The sequence below is a fragment of the Streptomyces sp. NPDC002817 genome (assembly GCF_053592055.1).
Genome location: NZ_JBSFUY010000031.1, coordinates 84,193 through 105,032 on the forward strand (window position 1 = coordinate 84,193; position 20,840 = coordinate 105,032).

The 20,840-nt window shown below is 70.0% G+C and carries 19 protein-coding genes and 1 pseudogene; 12 read left to right on the forward strand and 8 right to left on the reverse strand.

All coding sequences use genetic code 11. The features are described from left to right. The first annotated feature begins 111 nt into the window (after nt 1–111). The 5 genes from ACWD3I_RS38880 to ACWD3I_RS38900 all read left to right on the forward strand — a co-directional run bounded on the left by ACWD3I_RS38880 (nt 112) and on the right by ACWD3I_RS38900 (nt 7,255). Entirely contained in the window at nt 112–1,317 is a 1,206-nt protein-coding gene (locus ACWD3I_RS38880; protein WP_365412148.1) for a sensor histidine kinase, read from the forward strand. A gap of 149 nt (nt 1,318–1,466) precedes the next feature. Further along, nucleotides 1,467–2,813 carry a sensor histidine kinase gene (locus ACWD3I_RS38885; protein ID WP_365412151.1) on the forward strand — a complete coding sequence of 449 codons (1,347 nt, stop codon included), beginning with the start codon at nt 1,467–1,469 and terminating at the stop codon, nt 2,811–2,813. Between the two features lie 526 nt (nt 2,814–3,339). After that, nucleotides 3,340–3,999, forward strand: coding sequence for a response regulator transcription factor (locus ACWD3I_RS38890; RefSeq protein ID WP_346779923.1), 660 nt, complete (start codon nt 3,340–3,342; stop codon nt 3,997–3,999). A gap of 255 nt (nt 4,000–4,254) precedes the next feature. After that, a complete protein-coding gene (locus ACWD3I_RS38895; RefSeq protein ID WP_451084300.1) occupies nt 4,255–6,183 on the forward strand; it encodes a 2-oxoacid:acceptor oxidoreductase subunit alpha in 1,929 nt (642 codons plus the stop codon). Continuing rightward, on the forward strand, nt 6,176–7,255 hold the full coding sequence (locus ACWD3I_RS38900) for a 2-oxoacid:ferredoxin oxidoreductase subunit beta (protein ID WP_451084301.1): 1,080 nt from the start codon (nt 6,176–6,178) through the stop codon (nt 7,253–7,255). Before ACWD3I_RS38895 ends, ACWD3I_RS38900 begins: the two co-directional genes overlap by 8 nt. Nucleotides 7,256–7,310: 55 nt before the next feature. Here ACWD3I_RS38900 and ACWD3I_RS38905 read toward each other — a convergent pair whose 3' ends face one another. The 3 genes from ACWD3I_RS38905 to ACWD3I_RS38915 form a co-directional block, all read right to left on the reverse strand. Beyond that, complete coding sequence (locus tag ACWD3I_RS38905; RefSeq protein ID WP_365411546.1) at nt 7,311–7,499, reverse strand: hypothetical protein; 189 nt, start codon at nt 7,497–7,499, stop codon at nt 7,311–7,313. 283 nt (nt 7,500–7,782) lie between these two features. Next, nucleotides 7,783–8,253: a DUF6082 family protein gene (locus ACWD3I_RS38910; protein WP_365411543.1), complete on the reverse strand. Its 471-nt coding sequence runs from the start codon at nt 8,251–8,253 to the stop codon at nt 7,783–7,785. A gap of 322 nt (nt 8,254–8,575) precedes the next feature. Next, the gene (locus ACWD3I_RS38915) at nt 8,576–8,974 is read right to left on the reverse strand and encodes a winged helix-turn-helix transcriptional regulator (RefSeq protein WP_365411540.1); all 399 of its coding nucleotides are present in this window, start codon (nt 8,972–8,974) and stop codon (nt 8,576–8,578) included. A 91-nt stretch (nt 8,975–9,065) separates the two neighbouring features. On the opposite strand from ACWD3I_RS38915, the gene ACWD3I_RS38920 reads away from it, so the two are divergent. Both ACWD3I_RS38920 and rarD read left to right on the forward strand, forming a co-directional pair. Next, the gene (locus tag ACWD3I_RS38920; RefSeq protein ID WP_365411537.1) at nt 9,066–9,920 is read left to right on the forward strand and encodes an SDR family oxidoreductase; all 855 of its coding nucleotides are present in this window, start codon (nt 9,066–9,068) and stop codon (nt 9,918–9,920) included. Between the two features lie 129 nt (nt 9,921–10,049). Further along, nucleotides 10,050–11,051 carry an EamA family transporter RarD gene (rarD, locus tag ACWD3I_RS38925; RefSeq protein WP_365411534.1) on the forward strand — a complete coding sequence of 334 codons (1,002 nt, stop codon included), beginning with the start codon at nt 10,050–10,052 and terminating at the stop codon, nt 11,049–11,051. Nucleotides 11,052–11,131: 80 nt separating this feature from the next. Here rarD and ACWD3I_RS38930 read toward each other — a convergent pair. Next, nucleotides 11,132–12,286: pseudogene (locus ACWD3I_RS38930) on the reverse strand (MFS transporter); the annotation flags it as partial. A 90-nt stretch (nt 12,287–12,376) separates the two neighbouring features. Between ACWD3I_RS38930 and ACWD3I_RS38935 the strand changes: the two are divergent. The 3 genes from ACWD3I_RS38935 (at nt 12,377) to ACWD3I_RS38945 (ending at nt 14,438) form a co-directional block, all read left to right on the forward strand. Then, on the forward strand, nt 12,377–12,856 hold the full coding sequence (locus ACWD3I_RS38935) for a winged helix-turn-helix transcriptional regulator (protein WP_365411531.1): 480 nt from the start codon (nt 12,377–12,379) through the stop codon (nt 12,854–12,856). Between the two features lie 4 nt (nt 12,857–12,860). Further along, a complete protein-coding gene (locus tag ACWD3I_RS38940; protein WP_365411528.1) occupies nt 12,861–13,313 on the forward strand; it encodes a VOC family protein in 453 nt (150 codons plus the stop codon). A gap of 174 nt (nt 13,314–13,487) precedes the next feature. After that, nucleotides 13,488–14,438 (forward strand): M28 family metallopeptidase, encoded by a 951-nt coding sequence (locus ACWD3I_RS38945; protein ID WP_361546754.1) that lies wholly within the window; start codon nt 13,488–13,490, stop codon nt 14,436–14,438. On the opposite strand, the gene ACWD3I_RS38950 is transcribed toward ACWD3I_RS38945, so the two are convergent. After that, nucleotides 14,435–16,291 carry a tetratricopeptide repeat protein gene (locus ACWD3I_RS38950; protein WP_365411525.1) on the reverse strand — a complete coding sequence of 619 codons (1,857 nt, stop codon included), beginning with the start codon at nt 16,289–16,291 and terminating at the stop codon, nt 14,435–14,437. The two genes, ACWD3I_RS38945 and ACWD3I_RS38950, sit on opposite strands and share 4 nt — an antisense overlap. Nucleotides 16,292–16,509: 218 nt before the next feature. Here ACWD3I_RS38950 and ACWD3I_RS38955 point away from each other — a divergent pair, with 218 nt between their 5' ends. Together ACWD3I_RS38955 and ACWD3I_RS38960 are read left to right on the forward strand one after the other, a co-directional pair. Beyond that, nucleotides 16,510–17,007 carry a DUF6668 family protein gene (locus tag ACWD3I_RS38955; RefSeq protein ID WP_365411522.1) on the forward strand — a complete coding sequence of 166 codons (498 nt, stop codon included), beginning with the start codon at nt 16,510–16,512 and terminating at the stop codon, nt 17,005–17,007. 83 nt (nt 17,008–17,090) lie between these two features. Beyond that, the gene (locus ACWD3I_RS38960) at nt 17,091–17,675 is read left to right on the forward strand and encodes a flavodoxin family protein (RefSeq protein ID WP_365411519.1); all 585 of its coding nucleotides are present in this window, start codon (nt 17,091–17,093) and stop codon (nt 17,673–17,675) included. Between the two features lie 7 nt (nt 17,676–17,682). Here the strand turns inward: ACWD3I_RS38960 and ACWD3I_RS38965 are convergent, their stop codons facing one another. The 3 genes from ACWD3I_RS38965 to ACWD3I_RS38975 are packed head-to-tail and all read right to left on the reverse strand — an operon-like array spanning nt 17,683 to nt 20,800. Further along, the gene (locus ACWD3I_RS38965; RefSeq protein WP_365411516.1) at nt 17,683–18,552 is read right to left on the reverse strand and encodes an ABC transporter permease; all 870 of its coding nucleotides are present in this window, start codon (nt 18,550–18,552) and stop codon (nt 17,683–17,685) included. Beyond that, nucleotides 18,539–19,531 (reverse strand): ABC transporter ATP-binding protein, encoded by a 993-nt coding sequence (locus tag ACWD3I_RS38970; protein ID WP_365411513.1) that lies wholly within the window; start codon nt 19,529–19,531, stop codon nt 18,539–18,541. The genes ACWD3I_RS38965 and ACWD3I_RS38970 overlap by 14 nt, the downstream gene beginning before the upstream one ends. A 33-nt stretch (nt 19,532–19,564) precedes the next feature. Next, nucleotides 19,565–20,800: a LolA family protein gene (locus tag ACWD3I_RS38975; RefSeq protein ID WP_365411510.1), complete on the reverse strand. Its 1,236-nt coding sequence runs from the start codon at nt 20,798–20,800 to the stop codon at nt 19,565–19,567. Nucleotides 20,801–20,840 lie beyond the last annotated feature (40 nt).

The following is a 20,840-nucleotide window of genomic DNA, read 5'->3' on the forward strand; positions in this document are numbered from 1 at the left end:
AGACCGTAAGCAGCCCGTCAGGGCTGAACCTGCCGGGGTGGGGTTTTCCCCAGGGCATCATGGCGGCCCGCCTCATGGCGCCGCGGCGCGTCGCGCGGCACGCTAGCCCATATGACCGAACGCCCCAGATACTCCCCGGAACGGAAAGCCGAGGCCACCGCGCCGCTTCCGCCCGTCCGGTTCGCCTACGACGCGCACACCTGGAAGGAGATCACGCATCTCCTCGTCAACCTTCCGGTGGCGTTGCTCGGGTTCGTCTATGTGACGACAGTGCTGTTCACCGGCTTCATGCTGACGGTGACCGTGATCGGGTTCCCCGTGCTCGCGGCCGGGCTGATGGGCGCGCGGAAGCTGGGCGCGATGGAGCGGGCGCGGGCCCGGAAGCTGCTCGGGGTGCGGATCGACGAGCCGAGTCCGCTGCCGTTGAAGACCAGTAACTCGGGCTTCTTCCAGCAGCTGTGGATGATGCTGAAGGACCCGGTGGGCTGGCGCACGATCCTGTACGACTTCATCCGGCTGCCGTGGGGCATCCTCACCTTCACCATCACGCTGACCTCGCTGTTCGTGCTGTGGCCGGTGCTGCCGTTCATCGCGCGGGGCCTCGCCAACGCGGACCGGGCGATGGTGCGCGGACTGCTGTCGCCCTCCGACGAGTTGGAGCGGCGGATCGCCGAACTGGAGTCGGACCGGGGGGTCGTGGTGGACGCGGCCGCGTCCGATCTGCGGCGCATCGAGCGCGATCTGCACGACGGGGCGCAGGCCCGGCTGGTCAATCTGGCGATGGGCCTGGGTCTGGCGAAGGAGAAGCTGCTGGAGGACCCCGAGTACGCGGCGGCGATGGTCTCGGAGGCGCACGGCGAGGTGAAGCTCGCGCTCCAGGAGCTGCGGGATCTGGCGCGGGGCATCCATCCCGCCGTACTCACCGACCGCGGGCTCGATGCCGCCCTGTCCTCCGTCGCCTCGCGCTGCACGGTGCCGGTGAAGGTGACGGCCGATCTGAACGCCAGACCGGCCGCGGCCATCGAGGGCATCGCCTACTTCACGGTGTCCGAGCTGCTGCAGAACGTCAGCAAGCACAGCGGGGCGAGGACCGCATCCGTCGACGTGTGGCGCACGGAGGAGCGGCTGCTCATCCAGGTGTGGGACGACGGCCGCGGCGGCGCCCGCCTCGACGGCGGCACCGGTATGCAGGGCCTCGCGGAACGTCTCGACGCCGTCGACGGTCTGTTCGTCATCGACTCCCCGCCGGGTGGTCCTACGACGGTGACGGCGGAGCTGCCGTGGCGGGACCGGTCGTTCGACACCGGCCGCAGGTGACGCAGGTCAGGCCGGGGTAGGGAAAACCCCCCTCCCAAGACGCCGACGGACTCCATGGTCCGCCGACCTGCGGCCCAGCAGGGTGGAGGTACGACAGCGACACCACACTCCAGGCACCCCGGGCGGGGGACGAGAGAAGGACGACGCCGATGGCCACGGACTACGGACAGAGCTACGGGTTCCTCGACGAGGGGACGCGGCGGCGCCGGCTGCCGACGGGGCTGCGGGCGCCGTTCGAGGGGCGCACCTGGCGGGAGTTCGGATATGTGCTGCTGGGCCTGCCGATCAGCATCGTGCTGTTCACGTACGCCGTCACGATGGTGGCGGTCGGCGCCGGGCTGCTGGTGACGTTCCTCGGGATTCCGGTCATGGCGGCGGGGCTGGCCGGGTGCCGGGGGTTCGGGGCGCTGGAGCGGGCGCGGGCGCGGGGGCTGCTGGAGCTCGATGTCGCCGACCCGGAGCCGCTCCGGATGCGGGGGAACGGGTTTCTGGCGTGGATGGGGGCCGTGCTGAAGAGCGGCACGTCCTGGCGGACGTTGCTGTACTCGGTGATCCATCTGCCGTGGGCGGTGTTCTCGTTCGTCGTCGCCGTGAACTTCTGGGCGTACGGGTGGGCGCTGCTGACGTATCCGCTGTGGTTCTGGCTCTTTCCGGTGTACGGCGGTCAGGACGGGCTTCAGTTGTACGGCGACGAGACCCACCACATCTATCTCGACAACCCGTTCGAGATCGGGGTGACCGCGCTGGTGGGGCTGTTGTTCACGCTGGCCACGCCGTGGATCGTGCGGGCGTTGACGATGGTGGACCGGGTGATGGTGCACGGGCTGCTCGGGCCGTCCCGGCTGGCCACGCGGGTGGTGGAGCTGGAGTCGGACCGGGGGGTCGTGGTGGACACGGCGGCGGCGGATCTGCGGCGGATCGAGCGCGATCTGCACGACGGGGCGCAGGCCCGGCTCGTCGCGCTGGCGATGGATCTGGGGCTGGCGAAGGAGAAGCTCACGGAGGATCCGGAGGCCGCGGCCCGGATGGTGGACGAGGCGCACGGTGAGGTGAAGACGGCGCTGCAGGAGCTGCGGGATCTGGCGCGCGGGATTCATCCGGCGGTGCTGACGGATCGCGGGCTGGATGCGGCGTTGTCCTCGGTGGCGTCGCGGTGCACGGTGCCGGTGCAGGTGGAGGTGGATCTTCCGGCTCGGCCGGCGCCGGCGATCGAGGGGATCGCCTACTTCACGGTGTCGGAGCTGCTGCAGAACATCAGCAAGCATTCGCGGGCGACGTGGGCGGCCGTGGACGTGTGGCGGGTGGAGAACCGGTTGATGCTGCAGGTCGTGGACAACGGGGTGGGGGGTGCCGATACGGCTGCGGGGTCCGGGCTGGGTGGGCTGGCGGAGCGGCTGGGTGCGGTGGACGGGATTCTGGTGGTGGATTCGCCGGTGGGAGGGCCTACGCGGGTCACGGCGGAGTTGCCTTGGCGGGGGGAGCGGGCGTTGGGGTGAGCAGGCGCCCAGGTGAGGGCGGCGGGGGGCTTTTTCGCCCCCCGCCGCCCTCACCCGTTCCCATCCCCAGGGGCGCTGCCCCTTCGACCCCGGTCCCTGGAGGCTCCGCCTCCAGCCCCCAGCCCCCCCATCGGCCCCGAAAGGGCCTCGTCCTCAACGCCGGACGGGCTGAAAGACGAAGACACGGACCCGTCCTTGCGCGGGTCGACGGCGTCGGGGAGGCGCACTCGGCCGGTACGACCGCGTACTCCGCGTAACCGCCGCGGTCGAGGTACCTGGCGCCCTTCTCGCCTCCAGTCCCGTCACCGTCTCGATGCCCGCGTGGGCCTTTCCCCTCGCTTTCGGCACCGGATGATCGACAACAGGCCTAGCAGGAGGCCGAAACCCGCCGTGCCATGCACGTATTCCCATTGATTCCCGTCGCCCCGGCGCACCGGGATGGGAATGCTGGAATGCTGGACTTCGCCCGTCGGGGAGTCGGGCGCGGAGGCGGGCTGTGGGGGGACCGAGGATCGTGGAGGACAGGGTGCGGGTGGTCATCGCCGAGGATTCGGTTCTGCTCAGGGAAGGGCTGACCCGGCTGCTGACCGACCGTGGGCACGACGTCGTCGCCGGTGTCGGCGACGGGGAGGCACTGGTCAAGACCATTACCGAGCTGGACGCACAGGGGGAGCTGCCCGACGTCGTCGTCGCCGATGTGCGGATGCCTCCGACGCACACCGACGAAGGGGTGCGGGCCGCCGTACAGCTGCGGAAGGCCCATCCCGGACTCGGGGTCCTGGTGCTGTCGCAGTACGTGGAGGAGCGGTACGCGACGGAACTGCTCGCCGGTTCCAGTCACGGCGTCGGCTATCTCCTCAAGGACCGGGTAGCCGAGGTTCGTGAGTTCGTGGACGCGGTTGTACGGGTCGCCGAGGGCGGTACGGCGCTGGACCCGGAGGTCGTCGCGCAGTTGCTGGGCCGCAGCCGCAAGCAGGACGTGCTCGCGGGACTCACCCCGCGGGAGCGGGAGGTGCTCGGGCTGATGGCCGAGGGACGGACGAACTCGGCGATCGCGCGGCAGCTCGTGGTGAGCGACGGCGCTGTCGAGAAGCACGTCAGCAACATCTTTCTGAAGCTGGGCCTCTCCCCGAGTGACGGGGATCACCGACGTGTTCTTGCGGTCCTCACCTATCTGAACTCCTGACGCCCTGACACCGTGTCAGCCATATGGGTGACACCCGATAAGGGGGTCCAGAACCGAACGTCAGCGGGGAGCGTCTTGTAGGGAAGCGCCGGGGGGCGAGTAAATCATGACAAGTCAGGGCGACGGACCGTCTCAAAATCGTGTCCATCATGCGAATGGCCACAGGAAGGCGACCCTTACGGACGTAGGGTTGATCCTGGGTGGGCCTGCGGGAGGGCCTGTCCCGGACAGCTGCCTCGAAGGAGGTCCAGTTCAGTGACCAGCCAGGTCAGTAGCCCAGCGGAGCAGGCCGACGAAGCCGTCGTGGGAGAGCAGCGCAAACCGGCAGGGACCAAGGACGTCCGCCGGCTGGACCGGGTGATCATTCGCTTCGCGGGCGACTCGGGTGACGGTATGCAGCTCACCGGCGACCGCTTCACCTCCGAGACAGCGACCTTCGGCAACGACCTCTCCACACTGCCGAACTTCCCCGCCGAGATCCGGGCGCCCGCCGGAACCCTGCCCGGAGTCTCGTCCTTCCAGCTGCACTTCGCCGACCACGACATCCTGACTCCGGGCGACGCGCCGAACGTCCTGGTCGCGATGAACCCGGCCGCCCTCAAAGCCAACATCGGCGACCTGCCACGCGGCGCCGAAATCATCGTCAACACCGACGAGTTCACCAAACGGGCCATGCAGAAAGTCGGGTACGCGGCCTCACCGCTGGAAGACGGCTCCCTGGACGGCTACAGGCTCCACCCCGTCCCCCTGACCACCCTGACCGTCGAGGCCCTCAAGGAATTCGACCTCAGCCGCAAAGAAGCCGAACGCAGCAAGAACATGTTCGCGCTCGGCCTCCTGTCCTGGATGTATCACCGCCCCACCGCGGGCACCGAACGCTTCCTGAAGACCAAGTTCGCCAAGAAACCCGAGATCATGAAGGCGAACCTGGCCGCCTTCCACGCCGGCTGGAACTTCGGCGAGACCACCGAGGACTTCGCCGTCTCCTACGAGGTCGCACCCGCCGCCACCGCGTTCCCCACCGGCACCTACCGCAACATCTCCGGAAACCTGGCCCTGTCCTACGGACTGGTCACCGCATCCCGCCAGGCGGACCTGCCACTGTTCCTGGGTTCGTATCCGATCACCCCGGCGTCCGACATCCTGCACGAGCTGAGCAAGCACAAGAACTTCGGCGTCCGCACCTTCCAGGCGGAGGACGAGATCGCGGGCATCGGCGCGGCACTGGGCGCGGCCTTCGGCGGCAGCCTCGCGGTGACGACGACCAGCGGTCCGGGCGTCGCCCTGAAGTCGGAGACCATCGGCCTGGCCGTCTCCCTGGAACTGCCGCTGCTGGTCATCGACATCCAGCGCGGCGGGCCGTCCACGGGCCTGCCGACCAAGACCGAGCAGGCGGACCTGCTCCAGGCGATGTACGGCCGCAACGGCGAGGCGCCGGTTCCGGTGATCGCGCCCATGACGCCGGCGGACTGTTTCGACGCGGCGGTGGAGGCGGCACGGATCGCGCTGACGTACCGCACGCCGGTGATGCTGCTGTCCGACGGCTATCTGGCCAACGGCTCGGAGCCCTGGCGGATCCCGGACGTCGACGAACTCCCCGACCTGACCGTCCAGTTCGCCCAGGGGCCGAACCACACCCTGGACGACGGCAGCGAGGTCTTCTGGCCGTACAAGCGCGACCCGCAGACCCTGGCCCGCCCGTGGGCGATCCCCGGCACGCCCGGCCTGGAACACCGCATCGGCGGCATCGAGAAGCAGGACGGCACCGGCAACATCTCCTACGACCCCGCCAACCACGACTTCATGGTCCGCACCCGGCAGGCCAAGATCGACGGCATCGACGTACCGGACCTGGAAGTCGACGACCCCCACGAGGCACACACCCTCGTCCTGGGCTGGGGCTCGACCTACGGACCGATCACGGCAGCGGTACGGCGACTGCGAGCGGCCGGGGAGTCCATCGCACAGGCTCATCTGCGCCACCTCAACCCGTTCCCGCGGAATCTCGGCACGGTCGTGAAGCGTTACGACAAGGTGGTGATCCCCGAGATGAACCTCGGGCAGCTCGCCACGCTGATCCGGGCGAAGTACCTGGTCGACGCCCACTCGTACAACCAGGTGAACGGCATGCCGTTCAAGGCCGAGCAGCTCGCCACGGCTCTCAAGGAGGCCATCGATGGCTGAGACGTCCACGGAAGGCACGGGCGCGATCGAGGCACTCTCGCTCGTTCCCAAGGCCGAGGGCCGGCAGTCCATGAAGGACTTCAAGTCCGATCAGGAAGTGCGCTGGTGCCCCGGCTGCGGTGACTACGCGATCCTCGCCGCCGTGCAGGGCTTCATGCCGGAACTGGGCCTGGCCAAGGAGAACATCGTCTTCGTCTCCGGCATCGGCTGCTCCTCCCGCTTCCCGTACTACATGGACACCTATGGCATGCACTCCATCCACGGACGTGCGCCCGCGATCGCGACCGGACTGGCCACCTCCAGGCGGGACTTGAGCGTGTGGGTGGTGACCGGCGACGGCGACGCGCTGTCGATCGGCGGCAACCACCTCATCCACGCCCTGCGCCGCAACGTCAATCTCAAGATCCTGCTGTTCAACAACCGGATCTACGGCCTGACCAAGGGCCAGTACAGCCCGACGTCGGAGGTCGGCAAGATCACCAAGTCGACGCCGATGGGCTCGCTGGACGCCCCCTTCAACCCGGTGTCCCTGGCCATCGGCGCGGAAGCGTCCTTCGTGGCGCGCACGGTCGACTCCGACCGCAAACACCTCACCGAGGTACTCCGCCAGGCAGCCGCCCACCCGGGCACGGCGCTCGTCGAGATCTACCAGAACTGCAACATCTTCAACGACGGCGCCTTCGAAGTCCTCAAGGACAGGCAGCAAGCCGAGGAGGCCGTGATCCGGCTGGAGCACGGGCAGCCGATCCGCTTCGGCACCGACGGCTCGCGCGGCGTGGTCCGCGACGTGGCGACGGGTGACCTGAAGGTCGTCACGGTCACGCCGGAGACCGAATCCCAGGTCCTGGTCCACGACGCCCACTCCACGTCCCCGACCACCGCCTTCGCCCTCTCCCGCCTCGCCGACCCGGACACCCTCCACCACACCCCGATCGGTGTCCTCCGCTCCGTCGAACGCCCCGTCTACGACACGCAGATGGCCGACCAGCTGGATGCGGCGATCGAGCAGAACGGCAAGGGGGATCTGGCGGCGCTCCTCGCCGGCGGCGACACCTGGACGGTCGTCGGCTGACGGTCGGCGAACATGCGGAGGGCCCGGATGCGGTACGGCATCCGGGCCCTCGGCGTCAGGCGTCGGGGATGTCTCTCTTGGCACGGAGGAGGGTGTCTCGCGTGATGACGACGATGCGTTCGTAGTCGGCGCGGGCGGCGTCCGCCGGCAGCTGCGCATCCAGTTCTTCGGTGCGATCCGTACCGATGACCGCGAAGCTGCCGTCACTCAGCTCGAAGAGATCGGGGCAGGTCTCGCCTGTCATGGACCCTCGTAGGCGAGGCGAGTCGCCGATACGGCGGAGGATGCTGACGGCAGGGAGTTCGCTGTGCACGCGGGAGCCCTTTTCTATGGCCACATAGATGAAGTCCGGTTCCGAGGAGCCACAGGAACCGGACACGATGACATCGAGCCCAACTGTTTATCACTGCCCGTCAGGACGGGAATGGCTCCCCAATCCACTCAATGCAGTGATAAATCTCACACGTTGGAAGTAACTGGCCACACGGCCGTGTCCGGCCGCGGTAGCACGAGAAGATGACGCTCCGTCAGGCGTCAGGCTCCCCATCAGGGCCCACGACCCACCACTCGTCCGGATCGTCGCCAAGCTCCTCGACGATCACGTCGACTGCGTCCCCGACCTTCGCCTCCATCGAGTGACGAGGCAGGCTGCGGCGGTGTTCGCGGGTCGTCTCCCAGTACTCGCCGAAGATCGGGTTGCGAGCCAACACCCTCAGATGGCCGATGAGTTCCTCCCAGCCGTAGGCGCCGATGCGATGGCCGAGGAGGATCGCGCTGTACTCGCGATTGACGAACAGCGCTTGGCGACGTTTGCGGTCGGAGAGTTCCTCAAGGGTGCTCATGGCCTCCGCCAGCGCGGGGTCCGACATCGCCCGGTCCACCTGCTCCGCCGCGATGCGGTGCAGCTGAAGCAGGTTCGCGTTCCTGATCTCCTCGGTGAGGAAGGCGAGTTGGCGCAGGACGTCCAGCAGCAGCTCTTCCTGACGCTGGCGCCGCAACGGACGCGGAAACGGCCGACGTACACGGCCCGCTTTCAACCGCGCCGCAGAATCGATCCTGCGCTCATCCGGATTCTGTGTGGCCAATGCGAACCCCCGAGTCAGGCGTCCGGCTGCCGGTCGGCGATCTCGCGGGCGGTACGAGGACCGGCGTGCGGGTGGGCACAGCGCCCGCCCCCAGCATGCCGGGCGACTCAAGCCGGTACGGGAGGCGGAAAGGGGGCGCATGGGTGGACGTACGTCTGATGTCGGCCAACGCCCTGACATGTATGTGCCCACCGCGCGCCGTCCGCATTCGTCCAGAGTGCTCGACGCAGCTACATCATCCCTGCTCAGAGGCCCGTTTCCGCGCGTCGTACCCCTCCCGCGCCTCCTGCACCGCCCCCATCCGCGTCTCCGTCCACACCGCGAGCCCCCGCACCTGCTCCGCCGCCTCGCGGCCCAGGTCGGTGAGGGAGTAGTCGACGCGTGGGGGGATGACCGGCTTGGCGTCGCGGTGGACGAAGCCGTCCCGTTCCAGCGTCTGGAGGGTCTGGGTGAGCATCTTCTCGCTGACGCCGCGGCCGAGGCCGCCGATCTCGCGGCGGAGCTCGCTGAAGCGGTACGAGCGGTCCAGGAGGGCGATCAGGACCAGGACGCCCCAGCGGCTGGTGACGTGCTCCAGGACCAGGCGGTGCGGGCACATGGCCTCGGCACTCGTCTCCACGCTACTTACTGCCATGCCAGTACCTTACTTCAAAGTGGGTACTTTCCATCAGTTAGCGCACCTCCTAGAGTTAGCGTCACCGCACCCCACAAGGAGATCGCACACCATGAGCATCGTCGTCACCGGAGCCACCGGACACCTGGGCCGCCACGTCATCGAGCAGCTGCTGGAGAAGGTGCCGGCCGACCAGGTCACCGCCGTCGTCCGCAGCGCCGAGAAGGGCGCCGACTTCGCGGCGAAGGGTGTGAAGCTCGCGATCGCGGACTACAACTCTCCCGAGACCTTCGGCAGTCTCTTCGCCTCCGGCGACAAGGTGCTGCTGATCTCCGGCAACGAGTTCGACAAGGGCCGGGTCAACCAGCACAAGGTCGTCATCGACGCCGCCAAGGCCGCCGGCGTGGCCCTGCTCGCGTACACCAGCGCCCCCGGCTCCCTCACCGCCGCGCTCGCCGACGACCACCGCGGCACCGAGGAGGCGCTCCTCGCCTCCGGCCTGCCGTACGCGCTGCTGCGCAACGGCTGGTACCACGAGAACTACACCGAGAACCTCGCTCCCGTCCTCCAGTACAGCGCCGTCACCCAGGCCGCCGGCGAGGGCCGGGTCTCCTCCGCCTCGCGCGCCGACTACGCGGCCGCCGCGGTCGCCGTGCTGACCGGCGAGGGCCACGAGAACCAGACGTACGAGCTGGGCGGCGACGAGGCGTGGAGCTTCGCCGAGTACGCGGCCGAGCTCGGCAGCCAGACCGGCAAGGAGATCGCCTACAACTCCGTCTCGGTCGAGGAGTACACCGGCATCCTGGCCGGTGCCGGGCTGCCCGCGCCGCTCGCCGCGATCCTCGCGGGCGTGGACGCCTCCATAGCGGAGGGCGAGCTCGTCGTCTCCTCCGGTGACCTCTCCCGGCTCGCCGGCCGTCCCACCAGCCCGCTGTCCGAGGCGATCGCGGTCGCGCTCAAGGGCTGATCACTCCCCCCGAGGGCCCTTGAACCTCCGACCCCCGCCTGTCATGACCGTATAGCGATACGGGCATGACAGGCGGGGGTGCTCGGCGTTACCTTCGTGCAGGCGAGGTCGACGTGAGAGGGAGGGCCCGTGAGCGGGAAGCCAAGGGGTGAGCGCCACATAGGACTGCTGAACGGCTTCGCCGCGTACGGGATGTGGGGGCTGTTCCCGCTCTACTTCCCCCTGCTGAAGCCCGCCGGCTCGGCCGAGGTGCTCGCCCACCGGATGGCCTGGTCCTTCCTCGTCGTCACCCTGGCGCTGGTCGTCGTACGACGCTGGAAGTGGGCCGGCGAGCTGCTGCGGCAGCCGCGCAAGCTCGCGCTCATCTCGGTCGCCGCGGCCACCATCGCCGTCAACTGGGGCGTCTACATCTGGGCCGTGAACAACGAACGGGTCGTCGAGGCCTCGCTCGGCTACTTCATCAACCCCCTGGTCACCATCGCGATGGGCGTGCTGCTCCTGAAGGAGCGGCTGCGGCCCGTGCAGTGGGCGGCGGTCGCCGTCGGGGCCGGCGCCGTGGTCGTGCTCACCGTCGGGTACGGGCGTCCGCCGTGGATCTCACTCGTTCTCGCCTTCTCCTTCGCCACGTACGGCCTGGTGAAGAAGAAGGTCAACCTCGGCGGACTCGAGTCGCTGGCCGCCGAGACCGCGATCCAGTTCCTGCCCGCGCTCGGCTATCTGCTGTGGCTGACCGCGCACGGCGACGCCACCATCGCCACCGAGGGCCCCGGGCACGCCGCCCTGCTCGCCGGGACCGGCCTGGTCACCGCGCTCCCCCTGGTCTGCTTCGGCGCGGCGGCCATCCGCGTGCCCCTCTCCACCCTCGGGCTGCTCCAGTACCTCGCGCCGGTCTTCCAGTTCCTGCTCGGCATCACCTACTTCCACGAGGCCATGCCGCCGGAGCGCTGGGCCGGCTTCTCGCTGGTCTGGCTGGCGCTGTCGCTGCTCACCTGGGACGCGCTGCGCACGGCCCGCAGGCTCAGGGCGGAGAGCAGCAGGCCCAGCACCACCATCGCGACGGGCACCACGAGCGCCGCACGGAACGCGGAGAGCGTCTCCTCAGGCCCCGACCCGGTGGAAGCCAAGCCGTAGACGGCCGTCACCGCCGAGATCCCGACCGCCGAGCCGAACTGGGTGGACGTGGTCAGCAGCCCGCCGGCCAGCCCCTGCTCGGCATCGCTCACCCCTTCGGTCGCCGCGATCGTCAGCGGCCCGTACGCCAGCGCGAAGGCGGTGCCCGCGACGAACAGCGTCGGCAGCATCGCCAGATACGGCCAGTCCATGCCGACCGGCAGGAACAGCCCGTACGCCACCACCGCCAGCGCGAAGCCGACGACGATCACGCGCGCGTGCCCGAAACGCGCCACCAGCCGCGGGGTGAGAGTGGGCGCCAGCACGGCGTCGCATCCCATGATGACCAGGGCGATCGCGGTCTGGAGCGCCGACCAGCCGCGCAGTTCCTGCAGATACAGCGTCACGACGAACTGGAAGCCGAAGAAGGCCCCGACGAAGAGCATCATGCCGACGTTGGCGCGGGCCACCGGCCCCTCGCGCAGGATGCCGAGCCGGACGAGGGGGTTCGCGCAGCGGCGTTCGACGGCCACGAAGAGCACCGCGAGCAGGAGCGCCGCGAGGGCCGATGCCGCCGTCAACGGCCAGCCGTGCAGGCCGTGCTCCAGTCGTACGACGGTGTAGGCGGCCAGCAGCATGGCGCCGGCGACGGTGACCGTGCCGGGCAGGTCGAAGCTCCCGCGCCCGGTCCGCGGGGCCTCCTGGTGCGGAATCACCCGGACCGCCGCCACCAGCAGCGCGCCCGCCATCAGCACCGGGGCGAAGAACACCCAGCGCCAGTCGAGCGAGGTGAGCAGGCCGCCGATCACCAGGCCCAGTGAGAAGCCGCCGGCGCCGGTACCGGCGTAGACGAGGAGGGCCTTGTCGCGCTGCGGGCCCGCCGGGTACGAGGTCGTGATCAGGGACAGTGCGGCCGGTGTCATGAACGCGGAGGCCATCCCGGTGACGAAGCGGGCGACGATCAGCATCCAGCCCTCGGTCGCGAACCCGCCGAGGCCGGAGAAGGCGAGGAAGACCCCCAGCCAGAGCAGGAACATCCGGCGGCGGCCGAGCAGGTCGGCGGCGCGGCCGCCGAGCAGGGTGAAGCCGGCGTAGCCGAGGACATAGGCGCTCATCGCCCACGCCGCGGTGTCCGTCGCGAGCCCGAGGTCGGATCTGATCGACGGGATGGCGATCGCCATCATCGCGATGTCGGCGCCCTCCAGGAAGATCGTTCCGCAGAGGACGAGTAACAGCGCCCACGCGCGCGTGCCCATGGCAGTGCTCCGTAAGTAGGGGGACGGTTACCCGAATGAGGGTCGGTTCCCTCTTGTAACCACCCCCAGCCTCCGGCAGCATCGACAGACATGGAAGAAGGCACTTCGAAGTCACCTGGTTACTGCGAGAGCACCGTGGACTACGGCGACGCCGACCCCTTCCAATGGGACACCCGGGAGGACTGCCAGGTAAGGCAGATTCTCGATCGGGTCGCCGACAAGTGGTCGCTTCTTGTCATCGCCCTGCTGGAGAACCGGCGGCTCCGCTTCACCCAGCTGCGCCGCGAGATCGACGGAGTCAGCCAGCGCATGCTGACCGTGACGCTGCGGCAGCTGGAGCGGGACGGGCTGGTGAAACGGACAGTGCATCCGGTGGTGCCGCCGCGGGTGGAGTACGAACTGACGCCACTGGGCGGGACGTTGCACGCCACGATCCAGTCGTTGGTGACGTGGACGGAGGTGCATCAGGGGGAGATCGCGGCGGCGCGGGAGGCGTACGACCAGCGCGATGCGGAGGCGGTCCAGCGGGCCGTGATGCCGGGGTTTGTCAGTGGGCGGCGCTATAAGTGAACGCATGACTCCTGTGCACTGGAAGCTCGTCATCGATGCCGGAAACCCCCAAGCGCAGGCCGACTTCTGGGCCGCCGCGCTGCAGTACGAGATCGAGGACAACGACGCCTTGATCCAGCGCCTGCTGGAGCTCGGCGCCCTCCCCCGCGAGGCCACCGTCGAGTTCCACGCCCGGCTCGCCTTCCGCGACCTGGTCGCCGTCCGGCATCCCGACGATCCCTACGACAAGGACAGCGGCACCGGCCTCGGCCGGCGGCTGCTGTTCCAGCGGGTTCCGGAGGAAAAGACGGTCAAGAACCGGCTCCATCTCGACCTGCACCCGGGCGAGGGGAAGCGGGCGTCCGAGGTGGAGCGGCTGACGGGGCTCGGCGCGAGCGTGCTGCGGGAGGTGAAGGAGGCCGGGGGCGAGTGGGTGGTGATGGCGGATCCGGAGGGGAACGAGTTCTGTGTGCAGTGAGCTCCGAGCGGGGGCCTCGGATCCCTGCACGGCCGATCACGTCGACGGGTTCCGGAATCCGAACTTCGTGTCCTGATACCGCTCTTGACGGAGAGTTAGTCACAGCTTCACCATCCAGGCACCCCATTCGCTGTGGAATCCCTGTGATTCCCGAGGAATTCGGAGCCCCCCACCATGAAGCTCTCCGTTTCCGGGCGTGCGTCGACGGCTGGTCTCGTCACGGCCGTCATGCTGTTGACCGGCGGATCCATAGCCGGCGCGGCGCCCGCGCCCGAGGTGACCGCTGCCGCCGCGCCCGACATCCCCGTGGCCAACGTCAAGGCCCACCTCACCCAGCTCCAGTCCATCGCCACCGCCAACGGCGGCAACCGGGCGCACGGCCGCGCCGGTTACAAGGCCTCGCTCGACTATGTGAAGGCCAAGCTGGACGCCGCCGGATACACCACGACCATCCAGCAGTTCACGTCCTCCAGCCGCGTCGGCTACAACCTGATCGCGGACTGGCCGGGCGGCGACACCAACCAGGTCGTCATGGCCGGCTCGCATCTGGACAGCGTCACGTCCGGGGCGGGCATCAACGACAACGGGTCCGGTTCGGCGGCGGTCCTGGAGACCGCGCTGGCCGTGTCGAGAGCCGGGTACCAGCCCACCAAGCATCTGCGGTTCGCCTGGTGGGGCGCGGAGGAGCTGGGCCTTGTGGGCTCCCGCTACTACGTCAACAACCTGTCCTCGACGAACCGGGCGAAGATCAGCGGGTATCTGAACTTCGACATGATCGGCTCGCCCAACCCCGGCTACTTCGTCTACGACGACGACCCGGCGATCGAGAAGACCTTCAAGGACTACTTCACCGGCCTAGGCGTCCCCACCGAGATCGAGACCGAGGGCGACGGCCGCTCGGACCATGCGCCGTTCAAGAGCGCGGGGGTGCCGGTGGGCGGGCTGTTCACGGGCGCGAGCCGTACGAAGACGGCGGCGCAGGTGGCCAAGTGGGGCGGGACGTCCGGGCAGGCGTTCGACCGGTGCTACCACTCGTCCTGCGACACGACGTCGAACATCAGCGACACGGCCCTGAACCGGAACAGTGACGCGGCGGCGTACGCCGTGTGGGAGCTGTCCTCCTAGGAGTTGAGCTTGCGGGCGCGCTCGGCGAGACGGCCCATCCGGGTCCGGGCGGACTCGAGTTGCTCGATGTCCTCGGCTGCCGCGCCGCCCTCCATGGTCAGCTCGGTCCACAGGCCGATCAGGTCGACTCCCATGCGCAGGCCCTGCTCGGGGTCGCGTACGGCACGCCAGGCGGTCGCCGCGCTCTGGATGTTTCCGTACGCGGCCTCCGTGTCCCTCGCGTGGTGGCGGGTGTGGGCCAGGTCCAGGGAGAGTCCGAAGGCGCGGGTCGGGTCGCCGGCCAAGTAGGCGATGTACGCCGTGAGTTCCAGCAGCCGCAGCACCTCGGGGTGGTCCGGGCCGAGCGTGCGGGAGGCCTCCCCGACCGTCTGCTCGGCGAGCTGCGCGGCCTCCGTCACCCGGCCCGCCTTCACGGCCTCGTTGATCCGCGCCATCGGCCCGGTGAGGAACACGGCCCCCCCACCGTCGTACGCCGTCGCCGGATCGTCCCCGAGCACGGCCTCGGCCACGGCATCGAAGCCGCGGGGCGGGGTGGGCTTGGGGTCGGGATCGTCGATGGGGGTGGCGGCGGTGAAGCCGAGGATGGGCTTGCGGGCGGGGGTGGGCGCGGGGCCGGAGGCGGGTGCGAGGCCGGAGCTGGGCGCGGGACCGGAAGTAGGTGCGAGGCCGGAGGTGGGTGCTGCCCCGGACGTCGGGGCGGGACCGGAGGTCGACACGGGCCCCGAGCTGGGCTCAGGGCGGGCGGTCGGCGTGGGGCCGGAGGTGGGTGCTGCCCCGGACGTCGGGGCGGGACCGGAGGTCGACACGGGCCCCGAGCTGGGCGCGGGACCGGAAGTAGGTGCGAGACCGGAGCTGGGCGCAGCCCCGGACGTCGGGGCGGGACCGGAGGTCGACACGGGCCCGGAGCTGGGCTCAGGGCGGGCGGTCGGCGTGGGGCGTGGGGCGGTTTCCGGCCTGGCGTCCGTCGGCGGTGCGTCTGCCGGGGGTACGTCCGTCACCGGGGCGTCCATCACGGGCGGCGGCCCGAACTGACCCGTCGGGGGTGCGACCGTACCGGGCGCCGCCTCCGCCACCCACTCGGGCACGGCCCGCAGCCGGAACGTCGGCACGGCGTCCCGGGGCTCCTGGCCCTCCGGGTCCGGCAGGGCGCGGAGCGGGAAGGTCGGGGGCTCGGGGGTCTGGCGGAAGAGATGGGTGGGCTTGTCCCGAGGAGGCTGGTCGGCGGGCTCGGCAGAGCCGACGACAGGTCCGGCGGGTGCGTCGGTGGGCGGCACGGCGGGCGGGGTGGAGGCTCCACCCGACTCGGCGGCTCCCAGCCGAAGAGCATCCCGCGGCTCCCCGGACCCCGGCAGTCGCCCCTGCTCCCGCGAGGGCGACACCTGACCCGGCTCCCCCGCGTACGACCCCTGGCCCGATTCACCCGCATACGACACCCGGCCCGAGTCCTCCGGCCCGAAAGCCTCCCCCGGCTCGCCAGACCCCGGTAGCGCGTACGGCACCTGACCCGGCTCGCTCACCGACCGGGACACCCCACCCGGTACCCCCGGCGGAGCCGTCGGTGCCGGTTCCGCCGTGAACTGGCTCGAGCCGTCCGTGCCGATGCGCAGGGCGAGCACGTAGCCGATGCGGTTGTCGTGGACCGTGGCGTGGACGGGGTGGCCGGTGGCGAGGGCGATGCGGTGGAGGTGGTCGAGGACGGTCTGGTGGATCTCCTCGCCGGGGATCGGCGTCACCGGTACGCCGCCCACCGACGCGCCGGCCGGGCCGACCAGGACGTCGATCGGTGCCGCCGCGAGCACGGCCGGCTGTGCGGCGCCCTGCTGGTCCCGCTTCTCACGGCTGAGTCGCGACATCGTTCCCTCACTCGGATCCGTCGGGGAGTGGGTGGACGGCGTGTCCGAACTCCATGGTGCCTCCATCGGCCGCCATCCTCCCGCTCCCCCGGCATCAAGAGCCGGTCGTACACGTACTGTTGAGTAGTCTCTCCGCTCGCTCACGGTTCTCACGTCACCGTGGCGTCACAGGCTCGTCCCAGCCCGGCGGGGGGACGGCCCCGGAAAGGAGACCGTACGTGCAGCAGGCGCAGGGACCGGAGATCTGGATCCGTGGTCCGGTGACCGTACCGGAGGGACCTGCGGGGCCCGCCGCCGCCCATGCCACCGCCCGGCGTTTCTCCTTCGTCGGCACCCATGGCGGCGCCGGTGTGTCCACGCTCGCCGCCGTGTACGGCGGCCACGACTGCGGACGCGACTGGCCCGGCCCCGACGCTCCCCCGTCCGTACTGCTCGTCGCCCGCACCCATGCGAGCGGGCTGGCCGCCGTCCTGCGCGCTCTGGACGCCTTCCGGCGCGGAGCGGCCCCGCACGGCCTCGACCTCGACGCCGTGGTGCTCGTCGCGGACGCCCCGGGCCGGCTGCCGAAGCCGCTGGCCCAGCACGTCAAGGTGATCGAGTCGCTGATCGACGTCTACCGCGTGCCGTGGGTGCCCGACTGGCGCCTCGGCGATCTCGGCGGACGTCCCCCGCGCGAGACCGCGCCCCTGGCCCGCCTCACCGGCCGGTCGCGCTGACGGTCCCCGCACACGACACCCCCTCGACAGATACTTGCATGCGCATATAATCGGCGTACGACGTCCATCACCTGGGGGATTCCATGACGCGCCGTTTCCTGTTCGTGCTCGGCAGCAGCCGCGACGACGGCAACACCGAGCTGCTGGCACGCACGGCGGCCGAGCAGTTGGCCGACGACGTCGAGCAGCAGTGGATCGACCTCAACGACCACCCGCTGCCCGACTTCGAGGACCTGCGGCACGACAGCGACCATGCGCGACCGACCGAGGGGAACGTCGGGCTGCTGTTCGACGCCACCCTCGCGGCGACGGACATCGTGATCGCGTCCCCGCTGTACTGGTACTCGCTCTCCGGACAGGCCAAGCGCTACCTCGACCACTGGTCGGGCTGGCTGCGCACCCCCGGTGCCGACTTCAAGGGCACGCTCGCGGGCCGCACCCTGTGGGGTGTCACCGCGCTCGCGCACGAGGAGTTCGAGGTCGCCGACCCGCTGATCGGGACCCTGCACCACTCGGCCGCGTACATGCGGATGCGGTTCGGCGGGGTACTGCTCGGCAACGGCAGCAAGCCGGGCGACGTACGCGGCGACACGGAGGCGCTGGCCCGCGCGAAGACGTTCTTCGCCCAGGAGGCACCGCTCGCGCGTTTCCCGTACGACACCCCGTGACCGGCGCTCAGGCCGTGATGTCCTTCGTCGTGAACCTCGCCCATGCCGCCGAGCCGAACACCGCCGCGTACAGGGCCTGGAGGCCGAGGTTCTTCACCAGGTCGTCCCAGTAGACGGGTTCGCGCATGAGGTCGGCGAAGGACAGCCAGTAGTGGGAGAAGAAGTACGGCTGGATCGCGTGCAGTTGGGGGATCTGGTCGAGGATCTGGACCGTGATGAGCAGGCCCACGGTCGTCGCCATCGCGGCGATGCCGCTGCCGGTCAGTGTCGACACGAACAGGCCGAGAGCCGCCACGCCGGTCAGTGACGCGGCGACGACCAGGGCGATCAGGAAGGCCCGGCCGAGGCCTTCGCCGAAGCTGATCTGCGTGCCGGAGATGGTGGTCAGATCCCCCAGTGGGAAGAGCAGGGCGCCGACCGTGAGGGCCGAGGTCGCGACCACCAGGGTGGCCACGAGGCAGAAGGTCATCACCGTCGCGTACTTGGTGAGCAGGAGGCGGGTGCGGCCGGCCGGGGCGACCAGGAGGTAGCGCAGGGTGCCGGCGTTCGACTCACCGGCTATCGCGTCGCCCGCGATGACGCCGATGGCCATGGGGAGGAAGAAGGGGAGGGTGGCGGCGAGTGCGGTGAAGACCAGGAACAGGCCGTTGTTGGTGATCTGCGAGACGAAGGCGGGGCCGCCACCGCCGCCTCCTCGGGGGCCGCCGCCGTCGCCCGTCTCGATCTTCACGGCGATGCCGACGAGGATCGGTACGGCCGCGAGGACGCCGAGGAGGGCGAGGGTGCGCCAGCGGCGGAAGGTGGTGATCAGCTCACTGCGGAACAACCCGAAGGTCCACAACGGACTCGGCTTGACCAGGACCTCAGCCCGCGACATCGAAGCCCTCTCCCGTCAGCGCCACGAAGGCGTCCTCCAGCGAGGCCCGTTCCACCCCGAAGGCCCGTACGCGCACGCCCGCTCCCACCAACGCGGCGTTGATGTCGGCCAGTTCGCCGTCCGGGGGATCCGCGGTCACCCGGTCCTCGGCCACCACGACATCCGCGACGCCCTGTTCCTTCAGCACCCGCGCCGCGTCCCCCGTGTCCGGAGTCGTCACCACCAGCCGTCCGCGCGTCCCCGCCGCCAGGTCGGCCACCGGGCCCTGCGTGATCAGGCGGCCCTGGGCCATCACGGCCGCGTGGGTGCAGACCTGCTCGATCTCGTCCAGCAGATGCGAGGACAGAAAGACGGTCGTGCCGTCGGAGGCCAACTCCCGCACCAGGGAGCGGATCTCACGCATCCCCTGCGGGTCGAGGCCGTTGGTCGGCTCGTCGAGCACGAGGAGCTTGCGGGGCTGGAGGAGGGCCGCCGCGAGGCCCAGGCGCTGCTTCATGCCCAGCGAGTACGCCTTGGCCTTCTTGCCGGACGCGGCCGCCAGGCCCACCCGGTCCAGTGCCGTCGCGACGCGTGCGCGCCGGGTGCGGGGGTCGGCGGTCGGGTCGGCGGCGTCGTAGCGGATGAGGTTGTCGCGGCCGGAGAGGAAGCCGTAGAGCGCGGGGCCCTCGATGAGCGCGCCCACGTGCGGCAGTACGGCGCGGGAGGAGCGCGGCATGGGGCGGTCCAGCACCCGGGCCGACCCGGAGGTCGGTTCGATGAGGCCCATCAGCATGCGGATGGTGGTGGTCTTGCCCGAGCCGTTCGGGCCGAGGAAGCCGAAGACGCTGCCCGCCGGGACGGTCAGGTCGAGACCGTCGACGGCGAGCTGCCCGCCGCGGTAGCGCTTGGTGAGCGCGCGGGTGTGGATGACGGTGTCACCCACGTCCGCGCTGTCGCCGTCGCCCTCCGGTTGCGACTCCGTGGCGGGCGGCTGGTCCATCGGCTCCCTCGATCCGTCGTGCGCGTGTGGTGGTTACCTGGCCTCGTTGGCCGCCTTCACCAGCGCGTCCTTGGTCACCGCACCGACGTAGACCTTGCCGTCGTCGGTGATCAGGGCGTTGATCAGCCGGGTCTTGAACACCGTGCCCTCACCGAACTTGCCGCTCGCCTTGTCGCCGAGCGAGTCGAGGAAGCCGCCGAAGTCGCCGCCGGCCTCGGAGCCGGACGGGATGCCCTGGCCGCCGGTGTCGAAGGTGGCGATGGAGGTCCAGCCCTCGCCGATGACGTTGAGCCCGTCGGGGCCGCCCTCGGCGAAGCCCTCGTCGCCGGCGGAGCCGCCGAAGTGGCCGGAGTCGCCGGAGCGGCCGGAGTGGCGCTCGGGTGCCGCGGCGGCGTCCTCCTCGGTGACCTTCGCGCCCTTGGGAGGCGTGAAGTCGAAGGTGGACGCGGCCGGCTTGGCGTAGCTGATCTGGGTGAAGCCGGCGTCGACGACCGCCGCGCCGCCGCTCGCCGGGGTCAGCGTGAACTTCAGCGGCAGCCCGGTCTTCGCGTCCACGGCCACGGTGACCTGGCCGACGGTGGACCCGGAGTCCTTGGGCTTGATGACGAGCCGGTAGGCGTCGCGGCCCGCGACGTGCGCGGTGCCCTCGACGGTCACGGAGGTCGTGTCGTCGACCGCCTTGAGGGCGTCCTCGGTGAGGTCCTTGGGTGTGGCCGGGACCTCTTCCCGCTTGTTCTTGCCGTCGCTGTCGTCGGCGGTGGCGTGGAAGACCTCGTTGGACCCGCTGTCGTAGCCCCACACGTCCTCGCCGTTGTGGATGAGGCTGTACTCGGCGGCGTTCTCCAGGAGTGAGAGCTTCTGCTTGTCCTCGCCGTCGGCCGCGACCCGCAGGGTGTGGGTGCCGGTGGCGAGTGCGGTGAGCTTGGACGTCGGATCGGCCGACGAACCGTCACCCGATCCCGAACCGCCGCCGGTCAGGCTGTTCTCCAGCCCGCCGAAGTCCGGCAGCCCCAGATCCGTGGTGATCTTCACGGTGCCGGACAGCTGCTCCACGTCCGACGCGGCGATCTTCTCGATGAGCTGCTGTGCGCTGATCTTCGGCAGGTCGGGGTCGCCGGAATCGGCGAGCGCCGGGACCAGCCCGATGGTCGCCGCGGCCACTCCCACGACCGCGACCGGGACGACGTACCGCGCGGCCCTGCGCCGTCCGGCGCGCAGGTCGTCGGTCTCGTCCGCCGTCGTGCTGTCGTCGGATCCGTACGGTGCCATGTGTGCCCTACCTCCGTGATCGGCGGCGGCTTCCAACTGC

What these genes read in the sequence shown, in the direction of transcription:
- ACWD3I_RS38885 (WP_365412151.1), top strand. Translation starts at nt 1,467, where the DNA reads ATGGCCACGGACTACGGACAGAGCTACGGGTTCCTCGACGAGGGGACG.
- ACWD3I_RS38945 (WP_361546754.1), top strand. Translation starts at nt 13,488, where the DNA reads ATGAAGCTCTCCGTTTCCGGGCGTGCGTCGACGGCTGGTCTCGTCACG.
- ACWD3I_RS38940 (WP_365411528.1), top strand. Translation starts at nt 12,861, where the DNA reads ATGACTCCTGTGCACTGGAAGCTCGTCATCGATGCCGGAAACCCCCAA.
- ACWD3I_RS38950 (WP_365411525.1), bottom strand. Translation starts at nt 16,291, where the DNA reads ATGTCGCGACTCAGCCGTGAGAAGCGGGACCAGCAGGGCGCCGCACAG.
- ACWD3I_RS38880 (WP_365412148.1), top strand. Translation starts at nt 112, where the DNA reads ATGACCGAACGCCCCAGATACTCCCCGGAACGGAAAGCCGAGGCCACC.
- ACWD3I_RS38965 (WP_365411516.1), bottom strand. Translation starts at nt 18,552, where the DNA reads ATGTCGCGGGCTGAGGTCCTGGTCAAGCCGAGTCCGTTGTGGACCTTC.
- ACWD3I_RS38900 (WP_451084301.1), top strand. Translation starts at nt 6,176, where the DNA reads ATGGCTGAGACGTCCACGGAAGGCACGGGCGCGATCGAGGCACTCTCG.
- ACWD3I_RS38920 (WP_365411537.1), top strand. Translation starts at nt 9,066, where the DNA reads ATGAGCATCGTCGTCACCGGAGCCACCGGACACCTGGGCCGCCACGTC.
- ACWD3I_RS38975 (WP_365411510.1), bottom strand. Translation starts at nt 20,800, where the DNA reads ATGGCACCGTACGGATCCGACGACAGCACGACGGCGGACGAGACCGAC.
- ACWD3I_RS38970 (WP_365411513.1), bottom strand. Translation starts at nt 19,531, where the DNA reads ATGGACCAGCCGCCCGCCACGGAGTCGCAACCGGAGGGCGACGGCGAC.
- ACWD3I_RS38905 (WP_365411546.1), bottom strand. Translation starts at nt 7,499, where the DNA reads ATGACAGGCGAGACCTGCCCCGATCTCTTCGAGCTGAGTGACGGCAGC.
- ACWD3I_RS38915 (WP_365411540.1), bottom strand. Translation starts at nt 8,974, where the DNA reads ATGGCAGTAAGTAGCGTGGAGACGAGTGCCGAGGCCATGTGCCCGCAC.
- ACWD3I_RS38935 (WP_365411531.1), top strand. Translation starts at nt 12,377, where the DNA reads ATGGAAGAAGGCACTTCGAAGTCACCTGGTTACTGCGAGAGCACCGTG.
- ACWD3I_RS38960 (WP_365411519.1), top strand. Translation starts at nt 17,091, where the DNA reads ATGACGCGCCGTTTCCTGTTCGTGCTCGGCAGCAGCCGCGACGACGGC.